Source organism: Mesorhizobium carmichaelinearum, assembly GCF_900199455.1.
Taxonomy (GTDB): Bacteria; Pseudomonadota; Alphaproteobacteria; order Rhizobiales; family Rhizobiaceae; genus Mesorhizobium; species Mesorhizobium carmichaelinearum.
Genome location: NZ_FZQR01000002.1, coordinates 516,841 through 542,992, shown reverse-complemented (window position 1 = coordinate 542,992; position 26,152 = coordinate 516,841). Strand labels below are relative to the sequence as shown.

General features: G+C 63.7%; 26 protein-coding genes. 10 read left to right on the top strand and 16 right to left on the bottom strand.

Annotated features, from left to right (window positions below; all coding sequences use genetic code 11):
• The first annotated feature begins 104 nt into the window (after positions 1-104).
• From phnY to CKW40_RS05825, 7 genes are all read left to right on the top strand, one after another.
• A complete protein-coding gene (gene phnY / locus CKW40_RS05855; protein ID WP_095198958.1) occupies positions 105-1,562 on the top strand; it encodes a phosphonoacetaldehyde dehydrogenase in 1,458 nt (485 codons plus the stop codon).
• A 71-nt stretch (positions 1,563-1,633) separates the two neighbouring features.
• Positions 1,634-2,992, top strand: coding sequence for a (R)-1-hydroxy-2-aminoethylphosphonate ammonia-lyase (gene pbfA, locus CKW40_RS05850; protein WP_095198957.1), 1,359 nt, complete (start codon positions 1,634-1,636; stop codon positions 2,990-2,992).
• Between the two features lie 2 nt (positions 2,993-2,994).
• Complete coding sequence (locus CKW40_RS05845) at positions 2,995-4,005, top strand: 2-hydroxyacid dehydrogenase (RefSeq protein WP_095198956.1); 1,011 nt, start codon at positions 2,995-2,997, stop codon at positions 4,003-4,005.
• 255 nt (positions 4,006-4,260) lie between these two features.
• Entirely contained in the window at positions 4,261-5,292 is a 1,032-nt protein-coding gene (locus CKW40_RS05840) for a 2-aminoethylphosphonate ABC transporter substrate-binding protein (protein WP_095198955.1), read from the top strand.
• Between the two features lie 32 nt (positions 5,293-5,324).
• On the top strand, positions 5,325-6,470 hold the full coding sequence (locus tag CKW40_RS05835; protein ID WP_095199167.1) for an ABC transporter ATP-binding protein: 1,146 nt from the start codon (positions 5,325-5,327) through the stop codon (positions 6,468-6,470).
• Entirely contained in the window at positions 6,463-7,320 is an 858-nt protein-coding gene (locus CKW40_RS05830; RefSeq protein WP_095198954.1) for a 2-aminoethylphosphonate ABC transporter permease subunit, read from the top strand. The genes CKW40_RS05835 and CKW40_RS05830 overlap by 8 nt, the downstream gene beginning before the upstream one ends.
• A gap of 2 nt (positions 7,321-7,322) precedes the next feature.
• Positions 7,323-8,120 carry an ABC transporter permease subunit gene (locus CKW40_RS05825; RefSeq protein WP_095198953.1) on the top strand — a complete coding sequence of 266 codons (798 nt, stop codon included), beginning with the start codon at positions 7,323-7,325 and terminating at the stop codon, positions 8,118-8,120.
• Between the two features lie 9 nt (positions 8,121-8,129).
• Here CKW40_RS05825 and CKW40_RS05820 read toward each other — a convergent pair whose 3' ends face one another.
• From CKW40_RS05820 to CKW40_RS05785, 8 genes are all read right to left on the bottom strand, one after another.
• Positions 8,130-8,579, bottom strand: coding sequence for a MaoC/PaaZ C-terminal domain-containing protein (locus tag CKW40_RS05820; protein ID WP_179297841.1), 450 nt, complete (start codon positions 8,577-8,579; stop codon positions 8,130-8,132).
• Positions 8,576-9,652 carry a Gfo/Idh/MocA family protein gene (locus CKW40_RS05815; protein WP_095198951.1) on the bottom strand — a complete coding sequence of 359 codons (1,077 nt, stop codon included), beginning with the start codon at positions 9,650-9,652 and terminating at the stop codon, positions 8,576-8,578. The genes CKW40_RS05820 and CKW40_RS05815 overlap by 4 nt, the downstream gene beginning before the upstream one ends.
• Entirely contained in the window at positions 9,645-9,974 is a 330-nt protein-coding gene (locus CKW40_RS05810; RefSeq protein WP_095198950.1) for an L-rhamnose mutarotase, read from the bottom strand. The genes CKW40_RS05815 and CKW40_RS05810 overlap by 8 nt, the downstream gene beginning before the upstream one ends.
• A gap of 10 nt (positions 9,975-9,984) precedes the next feature.
• On the bottom strand, positions 9,985-11,097 hold the full coding sequence (locus tag CKW40_RS05805; protein WP_095198949.1) for a mandelate racemase/muconate lactonizing enzyme family protein: 1,113 nt from the start codon (positions 11,095-11,097) through the stop codon (positions 9,985-9,987).
• Between the two features lie 3 nt (positions 11,098-11,100).
• Positions 11,101-12,198, bottom strand: a complete 1,098-nt coding sequence (locus CKW40_RS05800; protein ID WP_095198948.1) for an ABC transporter ATP-binding protein — start codon at positions 12,196-12,198, stop codon at positions 11,101-11,103.
• Between the two features lie 4 nt (positions 12,199-12,202).
• Positions 12,203-13,069, bottom strand: a complete 867-nt coding sequence (locus CKW40_RS05795; RefSeq protein ID WP_095198947.1) for a carbohydrate ABC transporter permease — start codon at positions 13,067-13,069, stop codon at positions 12,203-12,205.
• On the bottom strand, positions 13,069-13,965 hold the full coding sequence (locus CKW40_RS05790; RefSeq protein ID WP_095198946.1) for a carbohydrate ABC transporter permease: 897 nt from the start codon (positions 13,963-13,965) through the stop codon (positions 13,069-13,071). The genes CKW40_RS05795 and CKW40_RS05790 overlap by 1 nt, the downstream gene beginning before the upstream one ends.
• 133 nt (positions 13,966-14,098) lie before the next feature.
• Positions 14,099-15,418: an ABC transporter substrate-binding protein gene (locus tag CKW40_RS05785; RefSeq protein WP_095198945.1), complete on the bottom strand. Its 1,320-nt coding sequence runs from the start codon at positions 15,416-15,418 to the stop codon at positions 14,099-14,101.
• A 169-nt stretch (positions 15,419-15,587) separates the two neighbouring features.
• Between CKW40_RS05785 and CKW40_RS05780 the strand changes: the two genes are divergently transcribed.
• Together CKW40_RS05780 and CKW40_RS05775 are read left to right on the top strand one after the other, a co-directional pair.
• Positions 15,588-16,373, top strand: coding sequence for an IclR family transcriptional regulator (locus CKW40_RS05780; protein WP_095198944.1), 786 nt, complete (start codon positions 15,588-15,590; stop codon positions 16,371-16,373).
• 66 nt (positions 16,374-16,439) lie between these two features.
• Positions 16,440-17,279: an amidohydrolase family protein gene (locus CKW40_RS05775; protein ID WP_095198943.1), complete on the top strand. Its 840-nt coding sequence runs from the start codon at positions 16,440-16,442 to the stop codon at positions 17,277-17,279.
• 3 nt (positions 17,280-17,282) lie between these two features.
• Here CKW40_RS05775 and CKW40_RS05770 read toward each other — a convergent pair whose 3' ends face one another.
• The 8 genes from CKW40_RS05770 to CKW40_RS05735 form a co-directional block, all read right to left on the bottom strand.
• Positions 17,283-18,251, bottom strand: a complete 969-nt coding sequence (locus CKW40_RS05770) for an ABC transporter permease (RefSeq protein ID WP_095198942.1) — start codon at positions 18,249-18,251, stop codon at positions 17,283-17,285.
• Position 18,252: 1 nt separating this feature from the next.
• On the bottom strand, positions 18,253-19,203 hold the full coding sequence (locus tag CKW40_RS05765; protein ID WP_095198941.1) for an ABC transporter permease: 951 nt from the start codon (positions 19,201-19,203) through the stop codon (positions 18,253-18,255).
• Entirely contained in the window at positions 19,200-19,958 is a 759-nt protein-coding gene (locus CKW40_RS05760; protein WP_095198940.1) for an ATP-binding cassette domain-containing protein, read from the bottom strand. Before CKW40_RS05760 ends, CKW40_RS05765 begins: the two co-directional genes overlap by 4 nt.
• Positions 19,951-20,688: an ATP-binding cassette domain-containing protein gene (locus CKW40_RS05755; protein WP_095198939.1), complete on the bottom strand. Its 738-nt coding sequence runs from the start codon at positions 20,686-20,688 to the stop codon at positions 19,951-19,953. The genes CKW40_RS05760 and CKW40_RS05755 overlap by 8 nt, the downstream gene beginning before the upstream one ends.
• A 66-nt stretch (positions 20,689-20,754) precedes the next feature.
• Positions 20,755-21,942 carry an ABC transporter substrate-binding protein gene (locus CKW40_RS05750; RefSeq protein ID WP_095198938.1) on the bottom strand — a complete coding sequence of 396 codons (1,188 nt, stop codon included), beginning with the start codon at positions 21,940-21,942 and terminating at the stop codon, positions 20,755-20,757.
• A 23-nt stretch (positions 21,943-21,965) separates the two neighbouring features.
• Positions 21,966-23,111, bottom strand: coding sequence for an ABC transporter substrate-binding protein (locus CKW40_RS05745; protein ID WP_095199166.1), 1,146 nt, complete (start codon positions 23,109-23,111; stop codon positions 21,966-21,968).
• A 14-nt stretch (positions 23,112-23,125) separates the two neighbouring features.
• On the bottom strand, positions 23,126-24,286 hold the full coding sequence (locus CKW40_RS05740) for a CaiB/BaiF CoA transferase family protein (RefSeq protein ID WP_095199165.1): 1,161 nt from the start codon (positions 24,284-24,286) through the stop codon (positions 23,126-23,128).
• A gap of 2 nt (positions 24,287-24,288) precedes the next feature.
• Positions 24,289-24,840: a MaoC family dehydratase gene (locus CKW40_RS05735; protein ID WP_095198937.1), complete on the bottom strand. Its 552-nt coding sequence runs from the start codon at positions 24,838-24,840 to the stop codon at positions 24,289-24,291.
• A gap of 198 nt (positions 24,841-25,038) precedes the next feature.
• Here CKW40_RS05735 and CKW40_RS05730 point away from each other — a divergent pair, with 198 nt between their 5' ends.
• Positions 25,039-26,136, top strand: coding sequence for a lactonase family protein (locus CKW40_RS05730; RefSeq protein WP_095199164.1), 1,098 nt, complete (start codon positions 25,039-25,041; stop codon positions 26,134-26,136).
• Positions 26,137-26,152 lie beyond the last annotated feature (16 nt).

Here is a 26,152-nt window from a genome sequence, read left to right as displayed (position 1 = left end):
TGATTTCCTCTCCCCCGTCGATCGGGGGAGAGGTGGCCCGAAGGGCCGGAGTGGGGGTCGATCCTCCGCCGCGACGTACCCAAGAAGCTGCTGGAGCAGAGCCCATGACCCAACTTGACCCTGCCATCAAAGTTCGCCACGAGCCGATGCGCATTGCCGGCAAGAAGGTCGATGCCGATGATATCGTCGAGGTGCGCTACCCCTGGAACGATACCGTTATCGGCACTGTTCCCGCCGGTCGCGCCGAGCACGCGCGAAAAGCCTTCGAGATCGCTGCCGGCTACAGATCGAAGTTGACGCGCTATGAGCGCCAGCAGATCCTGTTTCGTACTGCTGAAGCGCTGGCGTCGCGCCGGGAAGAAATATCCGATCTCATCACGCTCGAGCTCGGCATCTCCAAGGCCGACTCGCTCTACGAGGTCGGCCGCGCCTATGACGTGTTCACGTTGTCGGCGCAGATGTGCATCCAAGATGACGGTCAGATCTTCTCCTGCGATCTCACCCCGCACGGCAAGGCACGCAAGATCTTCACCACCCGCGAGCCGCTGAAGGCGATTTCGGCGATCACGCCGTTCAACCATCCGCTCAACATGGTCTCGCACAAAGTGGCGCCGGCGATCGCCACCAACAATTGCGTGGTGGTCAAGCCGACAGAGCTGACGCCGATGACGGCGCTTTTGCTGGCCGACATCCTCTACGAAGCCGGCCTGCCGCCGGAAATGCTGTCGGTGGTGACCGGCTGGCCGGCCGACATCGGCAACGAGATGATCACCAACGACAATATCGACCTGATCACCTTCACCGGCGGCGTGCCGGTCGGCAAGATGATCGCCCGCACCGCCGGCTACAAGCGCCAGGTGCTCGAACTCGGCGGCAACGATCCGCTGATCATCCTCAACGATTTGTCGGACGAGGATCTGGCAAAGGCGGCGGACTTGGCGGTGGCCGGAGCGACGAAAAACTCCGGCCAACGCTGCACCGCGGTCAAGCGCATCCTCGTCCAGGAAAGCGTCGCCGACCGCTTCGTGCCGCTGGTGCTGGAACGGGCGAAAAAGATCCGCTTCGGCGACCCGATGGACCGCTCGACCGATCTCGGCACCGTCGTGCACGAGAAGGCGGCCGCACTGTTCGAAGCTCGCGTTCATATGGCCGCCGAGCAAGGCGCCGACATCCTCTACAATCCCGGCCGCCGGGGTGCGCTGCTGCCGCCGATCGTCGTCGATCGTGTGCCCCACACATCCGAGCTGGTGATGGAAGAAACCTTCGGGCCGATCATCCCGATCGTGCGCGCTCCTGATGATGACGAGGCGCTGATCGCGCTGTCCAACTCGACCGCTTTCGGCCTGTCGTCGGGCGTCTGCACCAACTCGTTTCCGCGCATGCAGAAATACATCGCTGGCCTCCAGGTCGGCACGGTCAACATCTGGGAAGTGCCGGGCTACCGCATCGAGATGTCGCCTTTCGGCGGCATCAAGGACAGCGGCAATGGCTACAAGGAAGGCGTCATCGAGGCGATGAAGAGCTACACCAATGTGAAGACATTTTCACTGCCTTGGTCGTGACCGGACCACATAGGCAGAACAAACCCGAGGGAGCGTTCCCACGCTCCCTCATTCGCGTTTCGGAGACGGTGATGGCCGCGATCAAAGAACTTGTGCATACCGAAGGCGATTCCAACACGACGGCGGCACGCGGCCGCTGGGATGCCGGGCAGGACGATCCCCGCATTCGCGGCCTGCTCGATCGCGACGCCTCAGCCTTTATGCACCAGAGCCTGTCCAGCCCCTGTCTTTCGACCATCGCCAAGGCGGAAGGCATCTGGGTCGAGGACACCGCCGGTCGCCGCTTCATGGATTTCCACGGCAACAGCGTGCATCATCTTGGCTACGGCCATCCAAAATTGGTGGCCGCGATCAAGAAGCAGCTTGATGAGCTCTGCTTCGCGCCGCGCCGCTTCACCTGCGAGCCCGCCGTCGAACTGGCGGAAAAGCTCGCAGAACTGGCACCCGGCGATCTCGGCAAGGTGCTGTTCACGACCGGCGGCTCGGATGCCATCGAGGTGGCGCTTAAGATCGCGCGCGCCGCGACCGGCCGCTTCAAGACAGTATCGTTCTGGGATGCGTTTCACGGCGCCGGCTTCGGCGCGGCAAGCGTCGGCGGCGAAGCCACATTCCGCTCGCACATCGCCGGCCCGATGATGACCGGCACCGAACACGTCGCGCCCTGGGATGGCTATCGCTGCCCATACGGCCACGATTCCCTGGAAGCATCGGGACTCGCCTGCGCCAACATGATCGCCTATGTGCTCGGCCGCGAGCAGGACGTGGCGGCGGTCGTCGCCGAGCCGATGCGGGCGACGCCCAATCCGCCGCCGCCGGGCTTCTGGAAGCGGGTGCGCGAGGCCTGCGACCGGCATGGCACGCTGCTGATCTTCGACGAGATCCCGACCGGCCTCGGCAAAACAGGCAAATTCTTCGCTCACGAGCATGATGGCGTGACGCCCGATATCGTCGTTCTCGGCAAGTCGCTGGGCGGCGGCATCCTGCCGATCGCTGCGGTCATCGCCCGTCGCGACCTCGACGTCACCGGCGGCTTTGCCATCGGCCACTACACCCATGAGAAGAACCCGGTGACGACGCGCGCCGCGCTGACGACGATCGACATCATCCTGGAGGACGGGCTGGTCGAGCGTGCGGCCGAGCTTGGCCAGCATATGTTGGGGCGCATGCAGGACCTGAAGGCCCGCTCGCCCCACGTCGGCGACGTCAGGGGCAGGGGGCTGATGGTCGGCGTCGAACTGGTCGAGGACCACGCCACGCGCCAGCCCGCACGCGAGCTCGCCGAACGCGTCTTCTATGCCTGCCTCGAACAGGGCCTGAGCTTCAAGGTCAGCCAGGGTAACGTGCTGACGCTGTCGCCGCCGCTGGTGATTTCGAAGAGTGATCTTGACCGCGCCCTCGACATTGTCGAGGCCGCCGTGCTGGCGGCCTGATCGTGAAAGCGATCCGCACCGACCGTGAGCTCGAATGCCCCGGCATCGACGCCGGCTTGCGGGCGCGGGGCGTCGAACTGGTGACGCTGCCTGACGGCATTCCCGAGGCCAATCTCATCGAGGCCGTCGCCGACGCCGATCTTCTCCTGATGTGCTACACGCCGATCACCGCGCGGGTGATCGACGCAGCACCGAAATTGAAGGGCATCGTCAAATATGGCGTCGGCATCGATGCCATCGACATCCCGGCCGCGATGCGGCGCGGCATTCCCGTCGTCAACGTGCCGGAATATGCGGAGGAAACCGTCGCCGAGGGCGCCTTCGCCCTGATGATCGCGCTGGCCAAGCGGCTGCCGGCGATCACGGCGGCGGTGTCGCGCGATGGCTGGGTCTGGCCCGCGCAGTGCTGGCTCGGGCGCGACATCTCCGGCGCCACGCTCGGCCTCGTCGGCTGCGGCAAGATCGGCCGCAGCATGGCGCGCATGGCCGGCCAGGGGTTTCGTGCCCGGGTTCTCGGCTTCGATCCCGGTGTCGATGCCGCGACCATGCACGCTGCCGGCATCGAGAAGGTCGACGATTTGCAGGCCATGCTGCGCGCCTGCGACCTCGTTTCCCTCCATTGCGTACTCAACGACAAGACGCGCGGCCTGATCGGCAAGGCGGAGCTGGCTTGCCTCAAGCCTTCCGCGGTCATCATCAATGTCTCGCGCGGTGCACTTATCGACGAGGTGGCCCTTGTCGAGGCAATCATTGCCGGCCGCATCGGCGGCGCCGGGCTCGACGTCTATTCGGTCGAACCATTGACCAGATCGGGCCATCCGTTGAGCGCCCTATTCGATCGCGACAACGTGATCCTGTTTCCTCATCTCACTTTCTTCACCCACGAAGCAATGCGCCGCCTCGAGGACGACACGCTTGCGCGTTGTTTCGAGATCCTTGAGGGCCGGCCGGTGACCATCCGCTCGCATGATCCGCGTTTGCGGGCGCAGACATCGGGCGTTTCATTCAGCTGATATCCCTGATTTTTCAAACAGATAGACGCCGTCCGCGTAGCCAAAATCGCGCCCGCGACATCTGTGCGACAGTTCCGTGACAAACATCAGAGGAATTTTGCCTGTCATAAAATAAATAGATTTTACTTATCGATCATCAGTCCCCAGAGTTGGCACAACGACGACATCCAGTCGGCTCAACGTCCGCCAGAGGCCCGAAGCCGGTTGGTCCTAGTGCATCGCAGAATGTGCCAACAATCACAGGGGAACTGATCCATGAAATCGCGAAATCTCACCATCGCTATGGCCTTCACCGCGTCGCTCTTGGCGTCGTCGGCTCTCACCGGGCCCGCATTCGCCGACGGTGTCGTCACCATCTATTCCGCCGACGGCCTGCATGACGGCAATGGCAGCTGGTACGAGACCGAATTCGCCGCCTTCACCAAGGCTACCGGCATCACCGTGCAATATATCGAGGCAGGCTCCGGCGGTGTCGTCGAGCGCGTCGCCAAGGAAAAGTCGAACCCGCAGGCCGATGTGCTGGTGACCTTGCCGCCCTTCGTCCAGCGCGCTGCCGCCGACGGCCTGCTGCAGGACTACAAGCCGGCAGGCGCCGACCAGATCGACGGCGGCACCGACAAGTACCGGCCTGTCGTCAACAACTACATGAACTTCATCTACAACAGCGCCGTGCTGTCGGAAGCGCCGAAGGCCTACAACGATCTGCTTGATCCCAAGTTCAAGGGCAAGATCCAGTATTCGACGCCCGGCCAGGCCGGCGACGGCACCGCCGTCATGCTGCAGATCATCCATGCCTTTGGCGGCGAGGATGCCGGTTTCGAGTTCATGAAGAAGCTGCAGGACAACAATGTCGGTCCCTCCGCCTCGACCGGCAAGCTGACCGCACTGGTCAACAAGGGCGAACTGCACGTCGCCAATGGCGACCTGCAGATGAACATGTCGCAGATGGCCGACAATCCCAACATCAAGGTGTTCTGGCCGGCGGGACCTGACGGCGTGCGCTCCACCTTCGCGCTGCCCTATGAAATCGGCCTCGTCACCGGCGCGCCCAATGCCGACAACGGCAAGAAGCTGATCGATTTCCTGCTCTCCAAGGAGGCCCAGTCGACCGTAAGCTCGATTGCCATCGGCGTGCCCGCCCGCAAGGACATGGCGCCGTCCGACGCCAATTTCGCCAAGCTGCAGGAGGCGATGAAGGGCCTGACCATCTGGTCACCGAACTGGGACGAGGCTCTGAGCAAGCTTCCCGACTACGTCAAGAAGTGGAACGAAGCGACCGGAAGCTGACACCCGAGGACAGAAATCCGGAGGACCAAGCCATGTCGGCCGTCGCCTTTACTGGTACCAGCGTCATGGACATCGACGCCGCGAAGATTCGCGGCGCCGGCTCCAATGTCCATTTCGACAAGGTCAGCGTCGCCTATGGCGCGCATGTCGTCTTGCACCCGCTGACCCTGGACATCGCGCCGGGTGAAATCCTGGCGATGATCGGCCCCTCGGGCTCCGGCAAGACCACCGCCTTGCGCGCCGTCGCTGGCTTTGTGCGGCCGGCCAGCGGCCGCATCCGCATCGGCGCGACAGATGTCACCGACCTGCCGCCTTACGAGCGCGGCCTCGGCATGGTGGTGCAGAACTACGCACTGTTTCCGCATATGCGGGTGGAAGACAACGTTGCCTTCGGCCTGCGGGCGCAAGGCGCCGACAAGGCGCTGATCGCCGAGCGGGTCAAGGATGCGCTCGGCACCGTCGGCATGGCGACCTTTGCCCGGCGCTATCCGCGTGAGCTTTCGGGCGGCCAGCAGCAGCGTGTCGCAATTGCCCGCGCGCTCGCCGTGCGGCCGCGCGTGCTATTGCTCGATGAGCCGCTGTCGGCGCTCGACGCCCAGATCCGCCGCAACATGGTCGAGGAGATTGCTCGGCTGCACCGCAGCCTGCCCGGCCTCACCATCCTCTATGTCACCCATGATCAGACCGAAGCGCTGACGCTTGCCGACAAGATCGCCATCATGCGCGACGGCAGGGTCTGTTCGCATGGACCGACGACGGAACTCTACCGCCGCCCGCCGAACCGCTTCACCGCCGAGTTCCTCGGCCGCGCCAACCTCCTGCCGGTGACAATTGCCGAGCCTGTTGGCTCGAAGGGCCTTGCCACGGCAAGGCACGGTGACTCAGTGCTCACCGGCGCCGGCCGTGACGAGAAGGCCGGCGACAAGAGTCTGCTCTGCATCCGGCCGCAGCATCTGAGCCTGACGGCCGACGCAGAGCACACCAACCGCATCGTCGGCACGTTGCGGGACGTGCACTGGCAGGGAGAACTCACTCACCTCGTGCTCGATGTCGACGGCACGCCGGTGCGCGTCTCGGCGACAAAGCTGCCGATCGCCTTGCCCGAACCCGGCGCCAGGGTGCCGCTGTTCTTCGCGCCCACCGACACCTCGCTGCTTCCGGAAGATTCCGGTGTCTGAGGCGGTCGCCCTTCACGCACCCGCGATCCGGCGGGACCCCGGAAAGTTCTGGATCGTGCCGCCGGCGGCACTGCTGGTGTTGCTGTTCTTCTATCCCCTGGCGCTGATTGCCCGGCAGGCCTTCCTTGACGACAGCGGCGTCGCCAATGCCGCCGAGATTTTTCGCGTGCTGCATTCGCGCTTCTTCCTCAACGCGCTGATCAACACGGTGACGATATCGGTCGCGGCAACGGCCGGGTGCCTGATCGTCGGCCTCGTGCTGGCATTGATCCTCGCCTTCGTGCCGTTCCCTGGCAGCAGTTTCATCGCCCGGCTGATCGATACTTTCATTGCGCTCCCGACCTTCCTGGTGACGCTCGCCTTCACCTTCCTCTACGGTTCCGCCGGCATGCTCAACACGGGGCTGATGGAAGCCTTCTCGCTGCCGCTGCCGCCGGTCGATTTCCTCTATTCGACCTGGGGCGTGGTGTTGGCCGAAGTCACCGTCTACACGCCCTTTATCCTGCGGCCGCTGCTCGCTGCCTTCTCGCTGGTCGATCGCGGCCAGATCGAAGCCGCGAGCGTGCTTGGCGCGCGCCCGTTCCGCATCGTGCGTCAGGTCATCCTGCCGGCGGCAATTCCGGCGCTCATCGCCGGCGGCAGTCTCTGCCTGCTGTTGACCGTCAATGAGTTCGGCATCGTGCTGTTCATCGGCGCAAAGGGCGTCATCACCCTGCCGTTGCTGATCTACGGCAAGGCGATCCAGGAATCGGCCTATCAGGTCGCCTGCATCATCGCCGTGGTCAACATCGCGCTGTCGCTCGGTCTGTTCGGCCTCTACCGTTTCGCCGCCGGCCGGTTGGGGGTCTAGCCATGCTGGTCTGGTCGCGCCCGGGTCGGATCGTGTTGTGGGTGCTGTTCGCGCTGATCTTCGGCGTGCTGTTCCTGGCGCCGCTGGCGGTCATCCTCCTGTCCAGCCTGGCCGACCAGTGGAACGGTGTGCTGCCCAATGGCCTGACGACGGAGCACTACACCGATGTCATCAGGGGGGCGGCGTGGAATTCGGTCAAGGCGAGCCTGATCACCGGCTTCCTGGCCAGCGCGCTGGCGCTGGTCAGCGGCACCTGGGCAGCCCTGTCGCTTCGCCTTCAGGGTCACGCCCTGAAGCGCCTGCTCGGCCTGCTGTTCTTCATCCCAAGTGCGGTGCCTTCCGTGTCCGTCGGCCTCGGCTTGCTGGTTGCCTTCAGCCATCCGCCGCTGCTGCTCAACGGCACGATCGCGATCGTCATGATCGCGCATTTCGTGCTGATCTCGGCCTTCACCTTCGGCAATGTCTCGGCCGGCCTGGCACGGCTCTCCCCCGATTTCGAGCAGGTGGCGTCGAGCCTCGGCGCGCGGCCGGCCTACCGGCTCTGGCATGTCACGCTGCCGCTGCTGGCCCCCTATCTCGTCGCCGCTTTCGGGCTGAGCTTCGCGCTGTCGATGGGCGAACTTGGCGCCACTGTCATGGTCTATCCGCCGGGCTGGGTAACGCTGCCAGTGTCGATCTTCAGCCTCACCGATCGCGGCGACATCTTTGCCGGTGCCGCGCTCACCATGATCCTGGTGGCCGCAACGCTGGTCCTGCTGCTCGGCTTGGAGCGCATTACGAAGCGCGCCACCGGTGCATAGCGGACTTCGTTAGACCGGCTTGCGCTCGACGACGTAGATGTGGTCGGCGGCGAGCACGACGTCGCCGCGCTGGTTGATCACCTCGCAACGCTCGATCACGCGTCCGGAGCCCGGCCGCTTGGGATCGTCCTCCTTGGCCGTGATGGTGGTGCGCGTGCGGATCGTATCACCGATGAACACCGGCTTGATGAAGCGCAGCCGGTCATAGCCATAGGAGAAGGCGACGGGGTTGATAATGCTTGCCGTCAGCCCGATGCCGACCGAGAACACCAGCGTGCCATGCGCGATGCGCTGGCCGAACGGCGTCGTCTTCATGTACTCGGCGTCCATGTGATGCGGGAAGAAATCGCCGGTGTGGCCGGCATGGACGATGAAGTCGGTCTCGGTGATGGTGCGGCCGCTGGTCAGCCGTGAAGAGCCGATCTCGTAGTCTTCGAAATAGGTGATCTGTTCCATCAAGGTCTTTCCGCGATCGGCGTCGCCGGCGCCGCACTCGATTTATAGGCGGCTTCCACCAGTGCCATTGTGTTCCAGGCGTCCTCGACCGAGCTGACCAGTTCGTCGTCTTCGCCTGATGCAAAGCGCTGCACATTGGCCATGCGCCCGACGAAGGCGTCGGGGAACCACTCGCCGGCGAGCGGCACGGCAATCCAGTCGGTTCCGCCCTTCGGGTAGATTTCCAGAATATCGGGCTCACCTGTGGGATAGTCGAGGTTGAGGCCGAGCTTGAGGTAGGCCGCACCCTCGGTGCCGCAGATGCGGAATTCGCAGGCCTGGTGCCGGCGGCCGAATTTGTGATCGTGGTTGATCGACAGCGCGCAGCGCACCGTGTCGCCATAATCGAGAATCGCGCTGGTGCGCGTCTGCGCCACCTTGTGGTTGGGATGGCCGAGCGTCTTGGCGTGCAAGCCCTTGGGGTCGCCGAGCAATTGCCTGATGAGGTCGAGATAGTGGATCGAATGCATGGCGATCTCGACGCGCGGCGCCTTGAGCAGAAACTCCCACAATTCCCACGGCGTCGCCAGCGCCAGCCAGGCGTCGAAGTCGACGACCTCGCCGAGCCAGCCCTTGGCGATGGCATCCTTGAGCGCCAGCATCATCGGTGCGAAGCGCAGCTGGAAGTTCACGGCCGCCTTAAGCTCCTTGGTGCGGCATATTTCGAGGATTTCGGTTGCTTCGCCGAGATAGTTGCCCATCGGCTTCTGGATCAATACGACCGCACCGTCCGGCAGAGCTTTCAGGATCTTGGCATGCCGTCCCGGTGGCGTCGCCAGATCGAAGATCGCGTCCTTGGTGGCTGCGGCTTCGTCGACCGAACGGAACGCCGTCACGCCCCACTTGTCGGCTAGGATCTGCGCCTTGCTCTGATCCGGATCGTAGAGGCCGGCAATCGGAAAGTCGGCTTTGCGATAGGCGGGAAAATGCGCGTCGCCGACAATCGACCCCGCACCGAAGGTGACGATCGGGCGAGGCTTCGAGGGTTTGAGCCAGGACTGGACGAGCGAGGCAGGGTCGAAGCCGCCTTCAGTCATGATGGAAGACCTCGTCCATGGAAGCCCACCATTCGCCCTCCTTGCGGGTCGTCAGCGGCTCCTGGCACGGCATGCAGACAGACCACCATTCCTGCGTCCTGAGGTCTGCGGCCATCCTGGCCATGTCGGCCGCATAGTCGGTCCCGTGGTACTCGAAAGTGGAAAACAGCAGGTTCTCCGGCCGCTTCAGGTAGATCGAATAATTCTTGATGCTGCAGGCCGAGATCATGGTCAGCACGTCGGGCCAGACGGCGGCGTGGAGGCGGACATACTCCTCGACCTTTTCCGGCTTCAGCCCCAGCACCATGCCCATCCGCTGCATATCCGTTCCCCTATTTGGTGATCGCCATGGTGAATTCGGCGATGCTCATGGCCTTGACCGCGTCCCAGTCCCAATCGATGCCGATGCCGGGCTCGTTTGGCGCCAGCGCGTGGCCATCCTCGATGCGCATATGCTTGCCGGTCAACGCATCGAGTTGCGGAATGTACTCGACATAGCGGCCGTTCTGAACAGCGCAGGTCAGGCTGACATGCAGTTCCATCAGGAAATGCGGACAGACCGGAATGTCGAAGGCTTCGGCCGCATGCGCGATCTTGAGCCAGGGCGTGATGCCGCCGATGCGACCGACATCGACCTGCACGATTGAGCAGGCGCCTTTCTGCATGTATTCGCGAAAATGCCGGATCGAATAGAGCGACTCGCCGATGGCGATCGGCGTCGGCGTCGAGTTCGACAGCCGTACATGCCCGTCGATATCGTCGGCCGGCAGCGGCTCCTCGATCCAGGCGAGGTCGAGCTCGCGCAGCCGCGCCGCACGCCGGATCGCCTCGTCGACCGAAAACCCTTGATTGGCGTCGGTCATGATCTCGTAGCCGTCGCCCACCGCCTTGCGCACCGCCAACAGGCGGGCGAGATCTTCCGATCCGTGCGGCTTGCCGATCTTTACCTTCGAGCCACGAAATCCCTTGGCCTTGGCGGCCAGCGCATCATCGACCAGCGCTGCCGTCTCGATGTGCAGCCAACCGCCCTCGGTCGTATAGAGCGGGCAGCGGTCCTTGGCGCCACCGGCCAGTTTCCACAGCGGCAGGCTCTGCTTCTTCGCCCTGAGATCCCACAGTGCCGTATCGATCGCCGCGATGGCGATGGCGGTGATCGCGCCGATGGTGGTGGCGTGCGTTGCGAATTCGAGATCGTGCCAGATCGCCTCGATCATGTCAGGGTCGCGGCCGATCAGGCGCGGCACCAGGTGGTCGGACAACAGCCGCATCACCGATGAGCCGCCAGTGCCGATCGTGTAGCTGTAGCCGGTGCCGACCGCGCCGTCGGAATCGGTGATGGTGACGATCGGTGTTTCCTGGCTGACGAAACTCTGAATGGCGTCGGTGCGCTTGACCTTGGGCACAAGGTCCACCATCCGCAGTTCGATTTTCTCGATTCTAGCCATCGGTCAGCTCCGCAATGTCTTTCCGGTCTCGGTGGCAAACAGATGCGCCTGCGACAGGTCGAGGCTCATCGTCACCCGCTCGCCGGACTTGAGCGGCCTCGGATTCAGCATGCGCGACACCCAGTCCGTGCCGTTGAACTCGACGAACACCAGCGTCTCGTTGCCGAGCGGCTCGGTGACCGTGATCGGCAGCTCGATCTGGTGGACGTCGGCAGCACCGCCGGAGCTGATGCCATGCCCGGTCGGATAGATGTCGTCAGGCCGCAGCCCGAACACCACTCTGTCGCCGGTCGCGACATTGGCCTTGAACTGGGCGGGCAGGGGCAGTTTCTCGCCGCTGGCAAAAACAAGCTGGCCGTCATCGACCGTCGCTTCGTGCAAATTCATCGGCGGCGAGCCGATGAAGCCGGCGACGAAGCGTGTCGCCGGCCGGCGGAACACCTCGTCGGGCGTGCCGACCTGTTCGATATGGCCGTCGCGCATGATGACGATGCGGTCGGCCAGCGTCATCGCCTCGACCTGGTCATGGGTGACATAGATCACCGTCGACTGCACCTTGGCATGTAGCTTCTTGATCTCGGTGCGCATTTGCGTCCTGAGCTTGGCATCGAGATTGGAAAGCGGCTCATCGAACAGGAACACGTCGGGGTCACGAACGATGGCGCGGCCCATGGCGACGCGCTGACGCTGGCCGCCGGACAGTTGCGACGGGCGCCGGTCGAGCAGCGCGTCGAGGCCGAGGATGGCCGAGGCTTCGGCAACGCGGCGGTCCATATCTTCCTTGGCGGCGCCGGCGATCTTCAAGGAGAAGCCGAGGTTTTCGCGCACCGTCATATGCGGATAGAGCGCGTAGGACTGGAACACCATCGAGATGTTGCGCGAACGCGGCGGCAGATCGTTGACGACGCGCCCGCCGATCTCGATCGAGCCGGCGCTGATTTCCTCCAGCCCGGCGATCATGCGCAAAGTCGTCGATTTGCCGCAGCCGGACGGGCCGACCAGCGCGATGAATTCGCGGTCGGTGATATCGAGATCGATGCCATGCACGATCCCGATATTGCCGTAGCGCTTGGTCAGTTTTTTGAGGGAAACCGTTGCCATGGGATCAGCCTTTCACCGCGCCGGAGGTCAGGCCGCCGACAAGGTGTTTCTGGACGATGTAGGTGAGGGTGAGCGCCGGAATGATCATCACCACGGCGAGCGCGCACATGCCGCGCCAGTCGATGGTGAATTCGGCCGTGTAGTCGAGCAGGCCGACCGGCAGCGTCTTGGCGCTCACCGAGCGGGTCAACTGCGAGGCCAGCGCGAACTCGTTCCAGCAGGTCAGGAAGGCAAAGATGGCGGCGGATGCGATGCCTGGACCGGCGAGCGGGAACTCGACCTGCCAGAACGCCTGCCAGCGCGTGCAGCCATCGATCTGCGCGGCCTCCGCAAGGTCTTTCGGCACCTGGCGGAAGAAGCCGTCGATCAGCCAGATCGTGAACGGCACGTTGAGCGCGACATAGGCGAGGATCAGCCCGAAATGCGTGTCGATGATGCCGAGCCGCACATAGAGGAAGAACAGCGGCAGCGACAGCGCGATGCCGGGCACTGTGCGCGTCAGCATCAGACCGAGGAAGACGCTCGATTTGCCGCGAAAGCGATAACGCGCGAAGGCATAGCCGCCGGCCATGCCGATGGCGACCGCGATCACCGTCGAGGTCACCGAGATGATCAGCGAGTTGCGGAAATATTCGATCACCGGGATGCCACCCTTGCCGATGCCGCTGAACATCGACACATAGGCATCGTACGAGACCTCTTGCGGGATCCACACCGGCGGCTTGGCCATGATTTCCACAGTCGGCCGCAGCGACGAGATGACGATCCACAGGCCAGGCAGGCAGATCGTCAGCATCGCCAGGAACAGGCCGATGCGGTAGACGACACCCAGCAGCCGGCGCTTCAGGCGGGCGGAGGAATTCTCGTCCATCACCACTCCGCACCGATCTGCGTGCGCGCCGCGGCGAGCTTGTTGAAGAAATAGACGGTGAAGGCGATCGACAAAAGGATCGAGAAATAGGCCATGGCGTTGGCCATGCCCATGCGCCCGTCGCTGTAGGCGGTGCGTGCCACCAGCGTCCACAACAGTTCGGTGCGGCCTGCCGGTCCGCCATCGGTCATGATCTTGACGATGTCATAGGCGCGCGCGACGTCGAGCGAGCGGATGGTCATGGCGATGTAGGCGAAGGGCATGACGAACGGCCACGTCACATAGCGGAACGTCTGCCACGGCGTGCAGCCGTCAACGCGTGCCGCCTCGATCGGCTCCTTGGGCATGGCGAGCAGGCCGGCAAGGATCAGGATGGCGAAGATCGCCGTCGACGACCAGATCTCTGCGATCAAAATGGCGATGAAGGCGAGATGCCCCTCGATCAGCCACGGAATGGCGTCCTGCGTGATGCCGAGCGACTGCAGGGCGTTGTTCACCAGGCCGATATTGTCGTTGAACATGAACTTGAATTGGAAGCCGACCAGGATCGGCGAGAACATCATCGGAAACATCATCAGCGTGCGCAGGATGCGCTGACCACGCGTCGCCTTCTCCACCAGCATGGCGAGGCCAAGGCCAAGCAGCAGTTCGAGATTGAGCGCGATGGTCAGCAGCAGCACCGTGCGGCCGAAGGCCCACCAGAAATCGGTGTTGGCCAGGATCGAGAGATAGTTCCGGAAGCCGACGAAGACGAAGAACGTCTCCGGTTTGGTCAGGCGGAAGGGTGTGAAGCTGGAATAGAGCGACAAAAGCAGCGGCACGACGACGACCGTCGCCAGCACGATGATGGCTGGAAGCAGCAGCAGGAATGGCGCGGATGGCTTGAAGCCCTTCATCAGAATTCCTGAAATGTTGCATTGGACTGGCGGTGAGGCGGACGCGACGAAAGGGCCATGTATCGCCGAGCCTCCGGCAAGACGCGATCGCCTCCCCCATTCCTGATGGGGGAGGCAGCCATGGGAGACGGTTCTAGAGCTTGCCGGCGTCCTGCAGGATCTGCGTCGCCTTGGCGGCTGCTTCATCCAGTGCCTGCTTGGAGGTCTTGTCGCCAAGGATCGCCGCCTGCAGTTCGGGATAGACGGCGTTCGAGATCTCGATCCATTCAGGCGTCTGCGGCACGGCGAAGGCGTGCTTGGCTTCTTCCTGGAAGGCGGACAGAACCTCCTTCTTGTAGGGATCGTTTTCGGCCTGCTTCAGGTCCCAGTCCCAGACAGCGGTGCGTGTCGGCAGCGGGCCGGCGGCGGCCTCGAGCTTCTGGCTGTCCTCATTGGTCAGCCACCACACCAGCGAAGCCGCGGCCTCCTTGTGTGGGCAGTTTTCCGTGACCGAGAAACCGTGGAAACCGGACCAGCCGGTGCGCTTGCCGGAAGAGCCCTTCGGCGCGACTTTCACGCCGACATTGCCGGCGACCTTCGACGACTTCGGATCGTTGAAGAACCCGGCCCAGCCCGGCCAGTCGAGGTTGATGGCGACGGTGCCCGAGGCAAAGCCCTGGCCGAGATCGTCCCAGAGGTAGTTGGTGGTTCCGGCCGGTACGGCCTTGGCCTTGTAGAGATGGACGAACCAGTCGAGCGCCCGGATGCCGGCCTCGGAGTTGAAGACCGGCTTGCCGTCCTTGTCGAGATATTCGCCGCCCTCGGCGACGACCATCTCATAGAAGCGGCCGTTGATCGCCTCTTCCTTGCCGGCAAATTGCGTGCCGTAGAAATTGGGCGGGTTGGCGAAGAACTCGGCCTGGTCGGTGACTTCCTTCCAGCTGTCCGGCGGCACAAGGTCATAGCCGTATTTGGCCTTGAACTTGGCCTTGTTGTCGGCCTTCTCGTAGAGGCTCTTCTGGTAGTAGAGCGCCGAGACGTCGAACTGCGCGCGCGGCAGCATTTCCAGCTTGCCGTCGATGGTTGCCGCCTTGATCGTCGACGGCACGAAGGCGTCGATCTCTTCCTTGGGCAGCAATTTGCTGAGGTCGGTATAGAGGCCCGTATATTGCGGCGCGAAGGACGAGTGGTTCCAGCCGACGCACCAGTTGGTGCTGCCCGAGGCGATGTCGGACTTCAACTCCTTGTCGATGTCGAAGCCGTTCTTCTTGGTCAGGATGTTGACCTTGGCGCCGGTCGCCTTCTCCCATTCGGGGATGCGCTCGTAGAGCTTTTCATATTGCTGGCCGCCGATCAGTTTCACGTCGACGGTCACGCCTTCGAACTTGCCGGGCAGGTCGCCGGCAAGGGCCGTGCCTGCACCAAATGCAAGCATCAATGCACCGGCGGACACGCCGGAAAGCAGTCTGTTCATTGGTATCCTCCCTTGGTGCGCCTTGGCAGGCGACCGCAACTCGTCTGATGACAAGAAGTGCTACATTCATATACAAACAAAACATTCATGGATACGTCAAGGCGAAATTTGTTTCCGCCGGCTCCATTTATGCGTATATGAAGAATCGATTTCACTGGAGAAGTGCCCCATGGACGACAGCGAAGACGAGCGCTATCGCGCGCCGGCGCTCGACAAGGGACTCGACATCCTGGAATTGCTCGCCGGTGTCGATGGCGGCCTGACGCAGGCGGAAATCGCCAAGAAACTCGACCGCAGCCCCAATGAGTTCTACCGCATGCTCGACCGGCTGGTGAGGCGCGGCTATGTCACAAGGCTGGATGGCGACCGCTATTCGCTGACGCTGAAACTGTTCGGCCTGGCGCAACTGCACGCGCCGGTGCGGCGGCTGGTTTCCTACGCCACGCCGCTGATGCGCGAGCTGGCCGAGACCTCGCAGCAGGCCAATCAACTCGTTGTTTTTGATCGCGGTTCCGCCGTCGTCATCGCCCAGCAGGAGGCGCCGAATTACTGGGGCATCTCGATCCGCGTCGGCTCCCACATCAGCCTGTTCGACACCGGTTCGGGCCATGTGCTGCTCGCCTTCCGCTCACAGGAAGAGCGGCAGATGATGATTTCCGAGCACGTCCGCAGCACCGACAAGACGGCGCAATCGGCCGAGTTCTTCACCCGGCTCGACCAGATCCGCGACCGCGGCTACGAGATGATGGCCTCGATGCAGACCGCCGGCGTCTTCAATCTTTCGGCACCGGTGCGCAGTTCTGATGGCAGGGCCATCGCAGCGCTGTCGATCCCCTACATCACAGTCATCAACACGCCTTCAGCGCCTGACATCACCAGGACGATCGAGCTGTTGCTGGCAACCTGCGAAAAGCTATCGCATCTGGCTGGGTCGGCTGTGGGCTCGGCAGCATAAATTCTTATTTGAATGAAGAATTCCTCCGTGAGATGATTGAAAAACACTGGAGGGAGGAGCCTCGCCATGATCATCGACACCCATCTGCATCTCATCGATCGCTCGGCCTTGCGCTATCCCTGGCTTGCCGGCGTGCCGGCGCTCAATCGCGATTTCTCCTATGAGGAATACGCCGTGGAAGCGCAGCGCGTTGGCGTCGAGCGCGTGCTGCATATGGAGGTCGATGTCGATCCGGCTGACATCGAAGCCGAGACCGCGCGGGTCGAAGGTCTGTCGCGGCAGGCCGGCAGCATGCTGGCAGGGGTCATCGCATCGTGCCGGCCGGAAGAGGCGGACTTTGCTACCTATCTCGAGAGGCAGCGGGCAAATCCCTTCGTCAAAGGCTTCCGCCGCGTGCTCCATGTCGTGCCGGATGATCTCTCGGAAGGCGCGGTGTTCCGCGACAACATCAAGCAGCTCCGCGGCACCGGCCTGACTTTCGATCTCGTCGTGCTGCCGCACCAGATCCCCAAGGCGATCGCGCTGGCCGACCTTGCGCCCGGCGTCCAGTTCGTCCTCGACCATTGCGGCGTCCCCGACATCAAGGGCGGAGCCGAGCATCCCTGGCGCGAGCATATGAGCGAGATCGCGCGGCGCCCGAACGTCATGGCCAAGATCTCCGGCGTCGTCGCCTATGCCGATCCCGCCGATTGGACGGTCGAGACGCTGCGTCCCTACGTCGAGCACACCATCGCCGCCTTCGGCTGGGACCGTGTCGTCTGGGGCAGCGACTGGCCGGTCTGCGCGCTTGGCGGCGGCCTCTCGACCTGGGTAGCGGCGACCCATGCGCTGCTTTCCGGCTGCAGCGCTTCGGAGCGCGACAGATTGCTGTCGGGCAATGCCCGCAAGCTCTGGCGGTTGAAGTAACCGTCAGATGGTGGTCGAGACGTGCCGCTCGCGGCCGTAGAGCGAGACCAGCAGCACGATGATCAAGCCCAGTGCCGCCTGCACCGCCGATGGTTGGAAACCGAGGCCGATCAGCAGCGTGTTGATTTCGGTCAGCACCAGCACGCCGGCGATCGTGCCGAGATAGCTGCCGCGGCCGCCGACCAGTGCCGCACCACCGACGACGACGGCAGCGATGGTCTGGAACAGATAGGGCTGGCCGACATCACCATAGGCCGAACCGGTGAAGCCGAGCAGCAGCACGCCGGCGACGGCGGCGAAGAAGGCGCTCGCGGCATAGGTGATCATCCACATGCGGACCGGGTCGATCAGCGCCAGCGGTGCGGCACCCGGATTGCTGCCCAGCGCGTAAAGCCGGCGGCCATAGGGCGTTCGCTCCAGCACCAGCACGACGAGCGCTGCCAGCACGACCAGGCTCGGCACCAGCCATGGCACCGGCAGCGGCCCGGCCGATCCGCCGATCGACACGAAACTGGAAACCGCTTGCGGCGCCGAGCCTGACGGGAATCCGGCCGTCCATAGCAGCACAAGCCCTTGCACCACCATGCCAATGCCAAGCGTGACGATGAGCGGCTGGATATCGAGGCTGCGCGCGATCAATCCGTTCAGGCCGCCGATGAGAATTGCCAGCACACCGACGAGGCCGCAGACCAGGACAAAATTCCAGCCATCGCCGTAAAGCTGCGCGGCCACGACATTGGCGAAGCCGATGACAAAGGGGATCGACAGGTCGATGCCGCCCATGATGACGACCAGCGTCTGCCCGATCGAGGCGACGGCGAGCAGCGAGGCAAGCACCAGCATGGCGCGTACCGCGAATGGGGAGGAGTAGCCGGGAATGAGGATTGTGCCGGCAAGATGCAGAAGGGCGGCGACACAGAAGGCGCCGACGACGCGGGCATTGGTTGTCGCGAACAGGTTTCGCCCAGTCATGTCAGCGTCCCCTCACGGCAAGACGTTCCTGCAGGGCGGTCAGCATCACCGCCAGCACCAGTATGCCGCCATAGGCGATCTGCAGGACGAAGGTCGAAACGTTGAACGTCGTCAGCACGCTTTGCAGCAGGAAGATGTCGATGGCGCCGATCGCGGCGCCGGCGACGCCGCCACGGCCGCCGGCCAGGCTGACGCCGCCAAGTGCTACGGCGGCAATCGCAATCAGCGTGTAGGTCGGCCCGATATTGGGATCGGCCGAGCCGATCAGCGCCGTCAGCATCAGCCCGGCGCAGCCGCCGAGGATGCCGGTCATGACATAGGCGATGAAGCGCACGCGGGTGACGTCGACGCCGGCGGTGTAGGCGGCGCGGTCGTCGCTGCCGACGGCCATCAGCTGGTCATAATAGGGAAGGCGCCGAACCAGCCACCAGGCAAGGAACATCAACAGCAGCGGTAGCATCGACCAAGGACCAGCCAAGGCCTTGAGCCAGGCGGGTGCGGGGCCGATCGGCGCCGGCAGGATCGTCAGCGTCACGCCGGTCAGGATCAGATAGGTGCCGAGCGTGGCGACGATCGGCTGGATGCGCACGACCGTCGCCAGAAAACCGTTCGCCGCGCCGACCAGCGCGCCAATGAGCAAGGCGGCCGGGACGAGCAGCAGCGGCGATGAGATGCCGGCCTTGAGGAAAAACATCTGGATCACCACGGCGTTGACGAAGCCCATCAGCGGTCCGACCGAAATATCGATGCCGCCACGCCCGGCGAGGATCACCGGTGTCGAGGCGATGGCCGCGCCGATCAGCGGCGCGGCCAGTCCGATGAGTGCGCCCCACGATCCCGGCTGGAACCGCGCCGGGCGGAGGATGAGATTGACCGCAAACAGGACAGCCAGCAGCACGACAGCGAAACCGACACTTCGCCCGAGCGACAGGAGGCGCGTGAGAGGGCTCATGCCGCATGTCCGAACATGGCCGAGATCACGCTGTCGGTGGTCATCGCTTCACCGGAGATTTCGGCCGCGACCTCGTTTTCGCGGAACACCAGCACGCGCTGGCACAGGAGCAGAATCTCCTCGATCTCGCTGGATAGTATGACGAGCCCCATGCCATCGGCCGCCAGCCCGCGAAAGACGTCGTAGAGCACATGCCGCGTCGCCACGTCGACGCCGCGCGTTGGGTCGTTGAGCAGCAGGATGGCGGGCTCCAGCGCCAGTGCCCGTGCCAAAAGCACCTTCTGCTGGTTGCCGCCGGACAGGGTGGTGATCGGTGCATCGGGCCGGGGGGCTACGATCGACAGTTTCTCGCGGTAGAGGTCGTAGCGCGCCTTGCGCGCCGCCGGGCTGATCAGGCAGAGGCGCGTATCGCGCGACAGGGTGGACACGGCAAAATTGTCGAGCACCGATTGTGTGGGAAAAATGCCGTTCGCACGCCGGTCGCGCGGCAGATAGGCGATGCCGCTTGCGACAGCCTTGCGGAAGCCGGTGATCTTGCGGGACGCGCCCGACGCGCCGAGCTCGATCGAGCCGCCAAGCGGCGAGGTGAGTCCGGCGAGCATTTTGAGGAACAGTTCCTGGCCGTGGCCGTCGAGGCCGGCAAGGCCAACGATCTCACCGGGAGCGATGGTTTGCGTTATTGCGCTGGCACCGGGTGCAATGACGAGGCCGCGAACGGCGAGGCCACGAAAATCAGGGGCGGCGCGATCAGCCATGCGCCAGCTCCGCCGCCGTGCGTGGCGCCATGGCCTTGAGCAATTCCGCCGGCGTGGAAGCGCCGCGTTCCTCGGTGCGCACCACGCTGCCGCCACGCAGGATCGAGATGCGATCCGAAAGCGCCATCACCTCGTCCATGCGGTGGGTGATGAACAGGATCAGGCAGCCTTCGTCGGCAAGGCTGCGCATCAGCGAAAAGACGGACTCGCGATCGGCGAAATCGAGCGCCGCCGTCACCTCGTCGAGGATCAGAATCCTGGGTTTGCGCACGATCGCACGAGCGAGAACGACCAGTTGCTGCGCGGCCAGCGGCAACAGGCCGGCTGGTTTGTCGAGAGGAACATCGGTAACGGCGAAGCGCTTCAGTGCGGCTGCCGCCCGGTCACGGCGCTCCTTGCGTGGCACGGCGCGCCGGATCAGGCCGTCCTGGCCAAGCAGGATGTTGTCGATCACGCTGCAATCCGGCGCGATCAGAACTTCCTGGAACACCGTGGCGAACCCTTGCGCCTGGAATGCCGAGGGATTGGCTCCCGAAAACGGCCTGCCTTGCAGCAGGATCGCGCCGCTGTCCGGCTGGACGATACCGGACAACAGCTTGACCATGGTGCTCTTGCCCGAGCCGTTTTCGCCCAGGATGGTGTGGATGGTCCCCGCCCGGAACGCGATCGAAGCGTCGGCCAGCGCGACCGTCTCGCCATAGCGTTTGGATATGGTTCTGATTTCAAGCATGCCGTGTTTCGAACCTGGCAAGCCGGCTCCCCGAAAGGAGCCGGCTTGCTGGGTCTGTCGATGGCGTCACTTCGCGCAGGCGTCGGGTACTTTCGAATAGTCCCAGCCCTTGGTCGGCGCCGGGTTGGAGAAATAGGCGTCAAGCCATTCCTCCGGCATCGGATCTTTTGGCGGGATAGGGAAGATCGAGACGGCATCCGTCGTCATGCAGTCCTTGTACCACTGGCCGAGATCGGCGCTGTGCACCGGAGGGATCGGGATCAGCAGCGTGTTCAGCTTCGGCTTCTGGCCGTCGAGCATGCGCTCGCCGACGCGGAACAGCGTCTCGGCAGTCCAGTGCGGCAGCACCGCATGGCCTTCGAAGCGGTATTTGTCCGGGTTAGCCTTCCAGTAACCCAGCGCATCGCCCGTGATCGAACCGGTGATCAGCGGCGCCGGCCGGCCGGCTTCGGCGAAGGCCTCGGCGACGACACGGCTTTCGCTGCCGGTCGTCCACACCGCATCGATCGGTGCCGGGTTGGTGGCGATCGCCTGCAGCACGACCGTCTTGGTGACGTTTGCCGTCCAGTTGCCGTTGACGTTGCGCGAAATCTTCAGCTTCGGATTTTCCGCCAGCGCCTTGTCGGCGCCCTGGCGCTCCTGCACCACGATCGGGTGGCCGGCAATGCCTTCGACGAGCAGGATGCTGGCGCCGTCCGGATCAGCCTTGCCGATCGCCGTCATCATGTCGTAGCCCCAGCGCGCATAGTTGGAATCGACATTGATCGCGTTCGGGCTGGTCACCGAACCGGCCGCGGTGATGAACGGAATGCCGGCCTTGGCAGCGGCATCGATGGCATCGTCGAGTGCGGTCGCCGAGCCAGGGATCGAGGTGATGATCGAGCACTTCTTGTCGATGAAGGCGCGGATCTGATTGATCTGCTGGCTGGCGTCATTGTTGGAGTCGGACACTTCGAAGCTGGATACGCTGCCGTCGGCGATCAGCCCGTCGACCAGACGCTTCAACTCCGTGGTGACCGTCACGCGCCACGGATTACCCTGGTAGGATTCCGAATGGCACCATTTCCACGGCTTCGGCGGCGGGGTGAAATTGTCCCAGGCCGAAGGCAGCACCTTCTGCGGCGCGCCGTCATACTGCGCCTTGAGTTCGGTCGGCAGCCCGCCGATGACGCCTTGCACATCCTGGGCAAAGGCAACGCTCGTGATGGATACAAAGGCGGTTGCGGCCATCAGGCCGCGCATCATGTTTTTCATTTTGCTCCTCCGTTCGGTTTCGTTCAGGCTCCTCCACCGGCAGCGCCGGACACCTGCGCGGGCGCACTCTCCCGGAACAGGTTATTGAGATCGGCAACGACCTCGGCGGGCTTCTGCCTGCCGATGATGCCGGAAAGGATGCGGTCGGACGCTGCCTGCTGGAACGCCATGTAGCCGTCATGGCGCGGCCGCACCCATGCGCCCTCCAGCGTCGCGCGCGTGTCGCGATAGAAATTGCCGGTCGCGGCGTTGACGGGCTCGTCTTCCCAGCCCGCGGCATGGCCAGGCTGTCCGCCGGCGGTGGCATAGGGGCCGCGCTGGACATCGCCGCTGGCAACCCAGTAGGCGAAGTCGATCGCGGCTTCTTTTGCCTGGGAAAAGGCTGACACGGCTATGCCAGTGCCGCCGAGCGCCGAACCGATTGGACCGTTGGAGCCGACGATCGGGATATCGGTGAAGGCCAGCCGGTGTGGGCGAAACCCTGATATCGCATAGGAGACGTAACCATAGATCAGCGGCACGCAGACGATTTTGGAATCCGCCCCCGCCATGCGCTCGAAGACCGCGATCGGATCCATCTCGAAACAGGCCGGTTCGACCAGCGCGGCGATCTCGCGCATCGCCTCGAAGACCTGGCTGCCGGTCTCGATATCGATGAGGTCACGGGACGGATCGGTAACGCAGGGATGACCGAGATTGCCGGCCAGCGTGTAGAACACCATCAGCACATGTGGCGGCCGCAGCGGCAAAAGCACGCGGCCCTGGCGGGCGAGATCCAGCACGTCGCTCCAGCGCGCCGGCGGCGCATCGAGCGCATCCGGCCGCCAGGCCTGGACCTGGCTGGCCGCATCGACAGGAAACGCCCATTGCCGCCCCTGCCAGTTGTAGCTCGGATAGGACTGGCCGACACTGCCCGAGGCGAGCGCGGTTCGCTCCGTCTCGCGGCCGGCGACATCCAGCGGCGCGAGGCAGTGCTCCGCCGTGATCTGGCCGACATGCGGATGGTCGATGACGATGAGGTCATAGGTGCGTGCCAGTTCCTCGACCGGAAAGGACTCGAAATCCTGCAGCGAGCGCTTGTCCCATTCGATGACGACGCCGGTTTTCTGCTGCCAGAGGGACGAGCAGGCGACCATCGGATCGTAGCCGCGCGGATGGCTCCAGGTCATGCCCTTGAGCGTGGTCACAGGCCGAACTCCGCACGGATCGCGGCACTGTGCTCGCCGATGCGTGGCGCGGCGCGATCGACCTTGGCCCTGATGCCGTTGACCCTGAGCGGCGAACTGGTGGTGAGGATCGAGACATCGTCCTCGCGCGTCACCGTCTGCAGCATGTCGAGCGACTGGAAACCTTCGCTGGCCAGCATCTCCGGCCAGGTCAGCACCTTGGCGCACCAGATGTCGGCGGGCTCCAGAATGGCCAGCCACTCGTCGATGGTCTTGCTGGCAATCCTCTGCGCGATGATCGCCTTGATGTCGTCGCGCGCGGTGAACCACGAGGCCGGCCTGTCGCGATAGGGCGACAACTCTTCGAGTGCCAGCAGATCGGCGAGTTTCGGGATCGGCGTCATGGCGATGGCGAGGTAGCCGTCCTTGGCCGGATACACGCCATAAGGCGCCGACAGATAGGCGTGCGCGCTGCGGAAGCTGGAGCGCCTGGGCAAGCGGCGGCCGTCATTGAGATGCGTCGTCAGCACCTCGAACTGGAAATCGACCAGCGCTTCGAGCAGACTGGTTTCGATATGGCTGCCCTGGCCGGTGATGCCACGCCGCACCAGTGCCGCCAGAATGCCTTGCGCGCAGGCCGCACCGGCCAGCATGTCGCCGATGGCAAGGCCGAACGGCACAGGTCCCTGGTCCTCGTCGCCGTTCAGCCACATCACGCCGGAGCGCGATTGCGCCAGCAAATCCTGGCCGGGCCGTTTTACCCATGGACCCTCTTCGCCATAGCCGCTGATCGAGGCATAGACGAGCCGCGGGTTGAGCTTGCGCACGGCCTCATAGTCGAGGCCGAGGCGCTCGATGACACCCGGCCGGAAATTCTGGATCAGCACGTCGGCCTTGGCCAGAAGCCCGCGCAGCGCCTGGAGATCGGCCTCGTTCTTGAGGTCGATGGCAAAGCTTTCCTTGGCCCGGTTGATGGCGTGGAAGATGGTGGAGTCACCGCCGATCTCGGTGTCGCTGAGATAGAGCCGGCGCGACAGGTCGCCGCCATCCGGGCGCTCGATCTTGATGACGCGGGCGCCGAGATCGAGCAGCCGGAGCGAGCAATAAGGCCCGGACAGGAACTGGCTCATGTCGACGACGGTGAGACCGGCAAGCGGCAATTCGGCCAAAGCCGGCATTTTCATTTCTCCGTCTTGCCGACGAAATCGGCCGGGTTGCGATACTTCACCGTCTGCAGGTGCTCGCAATACAAAACGAGTTCACCTTCGCCCTTGAACACTTCGTAGCTGGCGCGGATCAGCCCCATCTCCTTGTAGCGCGGCTTCTTGTCGAGGTTGGAGCGGATCGAATAGATCGTGTCACCAATGAAGACAGGCTTTATGAAACGGAGCTTGTCGTAGCCGTAGGAAAAAGCGTTGACGCAGTTGGTGGCGACCAGCCCCAGCCCCGCCGAAAAGACAAATGCGCCGGCGATCAGCCGCTTGCCGAAAATGCCTTCGCTCTCGGCGAACATCTGGTCTTGCACATAGGGGTGGATGTCGAGCACCAGCGTGTTGAATAGATGGCTGTCGCCTTCCGCCATGGTGCGCCGCAACGAGCGGATTTTCTGCCCAACCGGCCAGTCCTCGTAGAACCAGTTCTCGGCGTTCCACACCGGCAGCGCGGCATGCGCCTCGGGCATGTTCTTGGGGTAGGTCGAGGCGACGCCGACTGTGGGGGCGAAGTCGTTCATGGCTGGCTCCGGCAGTCTCGCAGGAGGCTCCGGGCAGCCATTTGAATGCGCCTCAAAGCGCCTGGCTGCACGACGTCTCCTCCCGTCAATCTTCTTTTGTAAATAGTATTTTCACATATGGGGTTGCGTTGCAAGCGAAGACAGGCGAAATTTTGGCCTGTCCCGCTCGATCAAGCGCCGGCGGGCAAGGGGGAAATCATGAGCAAGGATTGTCTGGTGTTTGTCGGCAGCCTGAACCGCGAGGCGCCGTATTTTCAGGGCGCGCGCGGCATCGGCCTCACAGTCTACGGTTTCGACGAGGCAACGCTGGAAACGCGAAAGCTGGCCGAGACCAATGACGTCGACAATCCGACCTTCCTGTCGGTGACATCGGATGGCTCGCGCATCTACGCCAATTCGGAAGTGTTTGCCTGGCGCGAGGGCACCGTCTCCGCCTACCGCTTCGATCGTGGGTCGGGCACGCTCACCTATTTGAACAAGCAGCCGTCGCTCGGCAGCATCACCGCCCACAACACCATCACCAGCGACGGGACAAAGCTGCTGGTCGCCAATTACGGCATGGGCGAGGGCGGTCCGGACCGCGCAGTGGCCGTGTACGGTTTCGAGAAGGATGGTGTCTTGTCAGCGCCACTCGCCAGTGTTTCGCACAAGGGCACTGGCCCGAAAACGGCGCGGCAGGAGCGCTCGCATGCGCATAGCGTCACCGAAACCATCGCTGGTGGAACGGCTATCGTCGCCGATCTCGGCATCGACCGGCTGGTGTCCTATCGGATCGAGAAGGATGGCAGCCTGACGAAACTTGCCGAGTCCGCACTGAAGCCTGGTGCGGGTCCGCGCCATCTCGCACTGCATCCGAACGGGCGCTTCGTGTTCGTCATGAACGAGCTGGATTCGACCGTCGTCTCGATGGCGCTGGACGAAGCAAGCGGCAAGCTGTCGATCATCGACGCCAAACCGGCGGTGCCGGCCGAGGCACGCGACAGCAACCATTGCGCCGATATCCAGATCTCGCCGGATGGCCGCTTCATCTACGGCTCCAATCGTGGCCATGACAGTGTCGTCATCATGGTCGTCGACCAGCAGACCGGCTCGCTGAGCCTCGTCGGCTATGTCCCATGCGGCGGCGCCACGCCGCGCAACCTGGCGCTGACGCCCTCAGGCGGCCATCTGTTCTCCGCCAACCAGAATGCCGACCGCATTTCGATCTTCGCGAGGGACGCGGCGAGCGGCATGCTGACGGACACCGGACGCGCCATCGAGATCGGCACGCCGATGTGCGTCAGGATCGTGCGCTGAGGCGCTCGCAACGACC

Excerpts from the sequence above, each read along its gene's own strand:
- phnY (WP_095198958.1), top strand. The coding sequence starts at position 105 with ATGACCCAACTTGACCCTGCCATCAAAGTTCGCCACGAGCCGATGCGC.
- pbfA (WP_095198957.1), top strand. The coding sequence starts at position 1,634 with ATGGCCGCGATCAAAGAACTTGTGCATACCGAAGGCGATTCCAACACG.
- CKW40_RS05840 (WP_095198955.1), top strand. The coding sequence starts at position 4,261 with ATGAAATCGCGAAATCTCACCATCGCTATGGCCTTCACCGCGTCGCTC.
- CKW40_RS05835 (WP_095199167.1), top strand. The coding sequence starts at position 5,325 with ATGTCGGCCGTCGCCTTTACTGGTACCAGCGTCATGGACATCGACGCC.
- CKW40_RS05825 (WP_095198953.1), top strand. The coding sequence starts at position 7,323 with ATGCTGGTCTGGTCGCGCCCGGGTCGGATCGTGTTGTGGGTGCTGTTC.
- CKW40_RS05815 (WP_095198951.1), bottom strand. The coding sequence starts at position 9,652 with ATGACTGAAGGCGGCTTCGACCCTGCCTCGCTCGTCCAGTCCTGGCTC.
- CKW40_RS05810 (WP_095198950.1), bottom strand. The coding sequence starts at position 9,974 with ATGCAGCGGATGGGCATGGTGCTGGGGCTGAAGCCGGAAAAGGTCGAG.
- CKW40_RS05805 (WP_095198949.1), bottom strand. The coding sequence starts at position 11,097 with ATGGCTAGAATCGAGAAAATCGAACTGCGGATGGTGGACCTTGTGCCC.
- CKW40_RS05800 (WP_095198948.1), bottom strand. The coding sequence starts at position 12,198 with ATGGCAACGGTTTCCCTCAAAAAACTGACCAAGCGCTACGGCAATATC.
- CKW40_RS05795 (WP_095198947.1), bottom strand. The coding sequence starts at position 13,069 with ATGGACGAGAATTCCTCCGCCCGCCTGAAGCGCCGGCTGCTGGGTGTC.
- CKW40_RS05790 (WP_095198946.1), bottom strand. The coding sequence starts at position 13,965 with ATGAAGGGCTTCAAGCCATCCGCGCCATTCCTGCTGCTGCTTCCAGCC.
- CKW40_RS05785 (WP_095198945.1), bottom strand. The coding sequence starts at position 15,418 with ATGAACAGACTGCTTTCCGGCGTGTCCGCCGGTGCATTGATGCTTGCA.
- CKW40_RS05780 (WP_095198944.1), top strand. The coding sequence starts at position 15,588 with ATGGACGACAGCGAAGACGAGCGCTATCGCGCGCCGGCGCTCGACAAG.
- CKW40_RS05775 (WP_095198943.1), top strand. The coding sequence starts at position 16,440 with ATGATCATCGACACCCATCTGCATCTCATCGATCGCTCGGCCTTGCGC.
- CKW40_RS05770 (WP_095198942.1), bottom strand. The coding sequence starts at position 18,251 with ATGACTGGGCGAAACCTGTTCGCGACAACCAATGCCCGCGTCGTCGGC.
- CKW40_RS05765 (WP_095198941.1), bottom strand. The coding sequence starts at position 19,203 with ATGAGCCCTCTCACGCGCCTCCTGTCGCTCGGGCGAAGTGTCGGTTTC.
- CKW40_RS05760 (WP_095198940.1), bottom strand. The coding sequence starts at position 19,958 with ATGGCTGATCGCGCCGCCCCTGATTTTCGTGGCCTCGCCGTTCGCGGC.
- CKW40_RS05755 (WP_095198939.1), bottom strand. The coding sequence starts at position 20,688 with ATGCTTGAAATCAGAACCATATCCAAACGCTATGGCGAGACGGTCGCG.
- CKW40_RS05750 (WP_095198938.1), bottom strand. The coding sequence starts at position 21,942 with ATGAAAAACATGATGCGCGGCCTGATGGCCGCAACCGCCTTTGTATCC.
- CKW40_RS05745 (WP_095199166.1), bottom strand. The coding sequence starts at position 23,111 with ATGACCTGGAGCCATCCGCGCGGCTACGATCCGATGGTCGCCTGCTCG.
- CKW40_RS05740 (WP_095199165.1), bottom strand. The coding sequence starts at position 24,286 with ATGCCGGCTTTGGCCGAATTGCCGCTTGCCGGTCTCACCGTCGTCGAC.
- CKW40_RS05735 (WP_095198937.1), bottom strand. The coding sequence starts at position 24,840 with ATGAACGACTTCGCCCCCACAGTCGGCGTCGCCTCGACCTACCCCAAG.
- CKW40_RS05730 (WP_095199164.1), top strand. The coding sequence starts at position 25,039 with ATGAGCAAGGATTGTCTGGTGTTTGTCGGCAGCCTGAACCGCGAGGCG.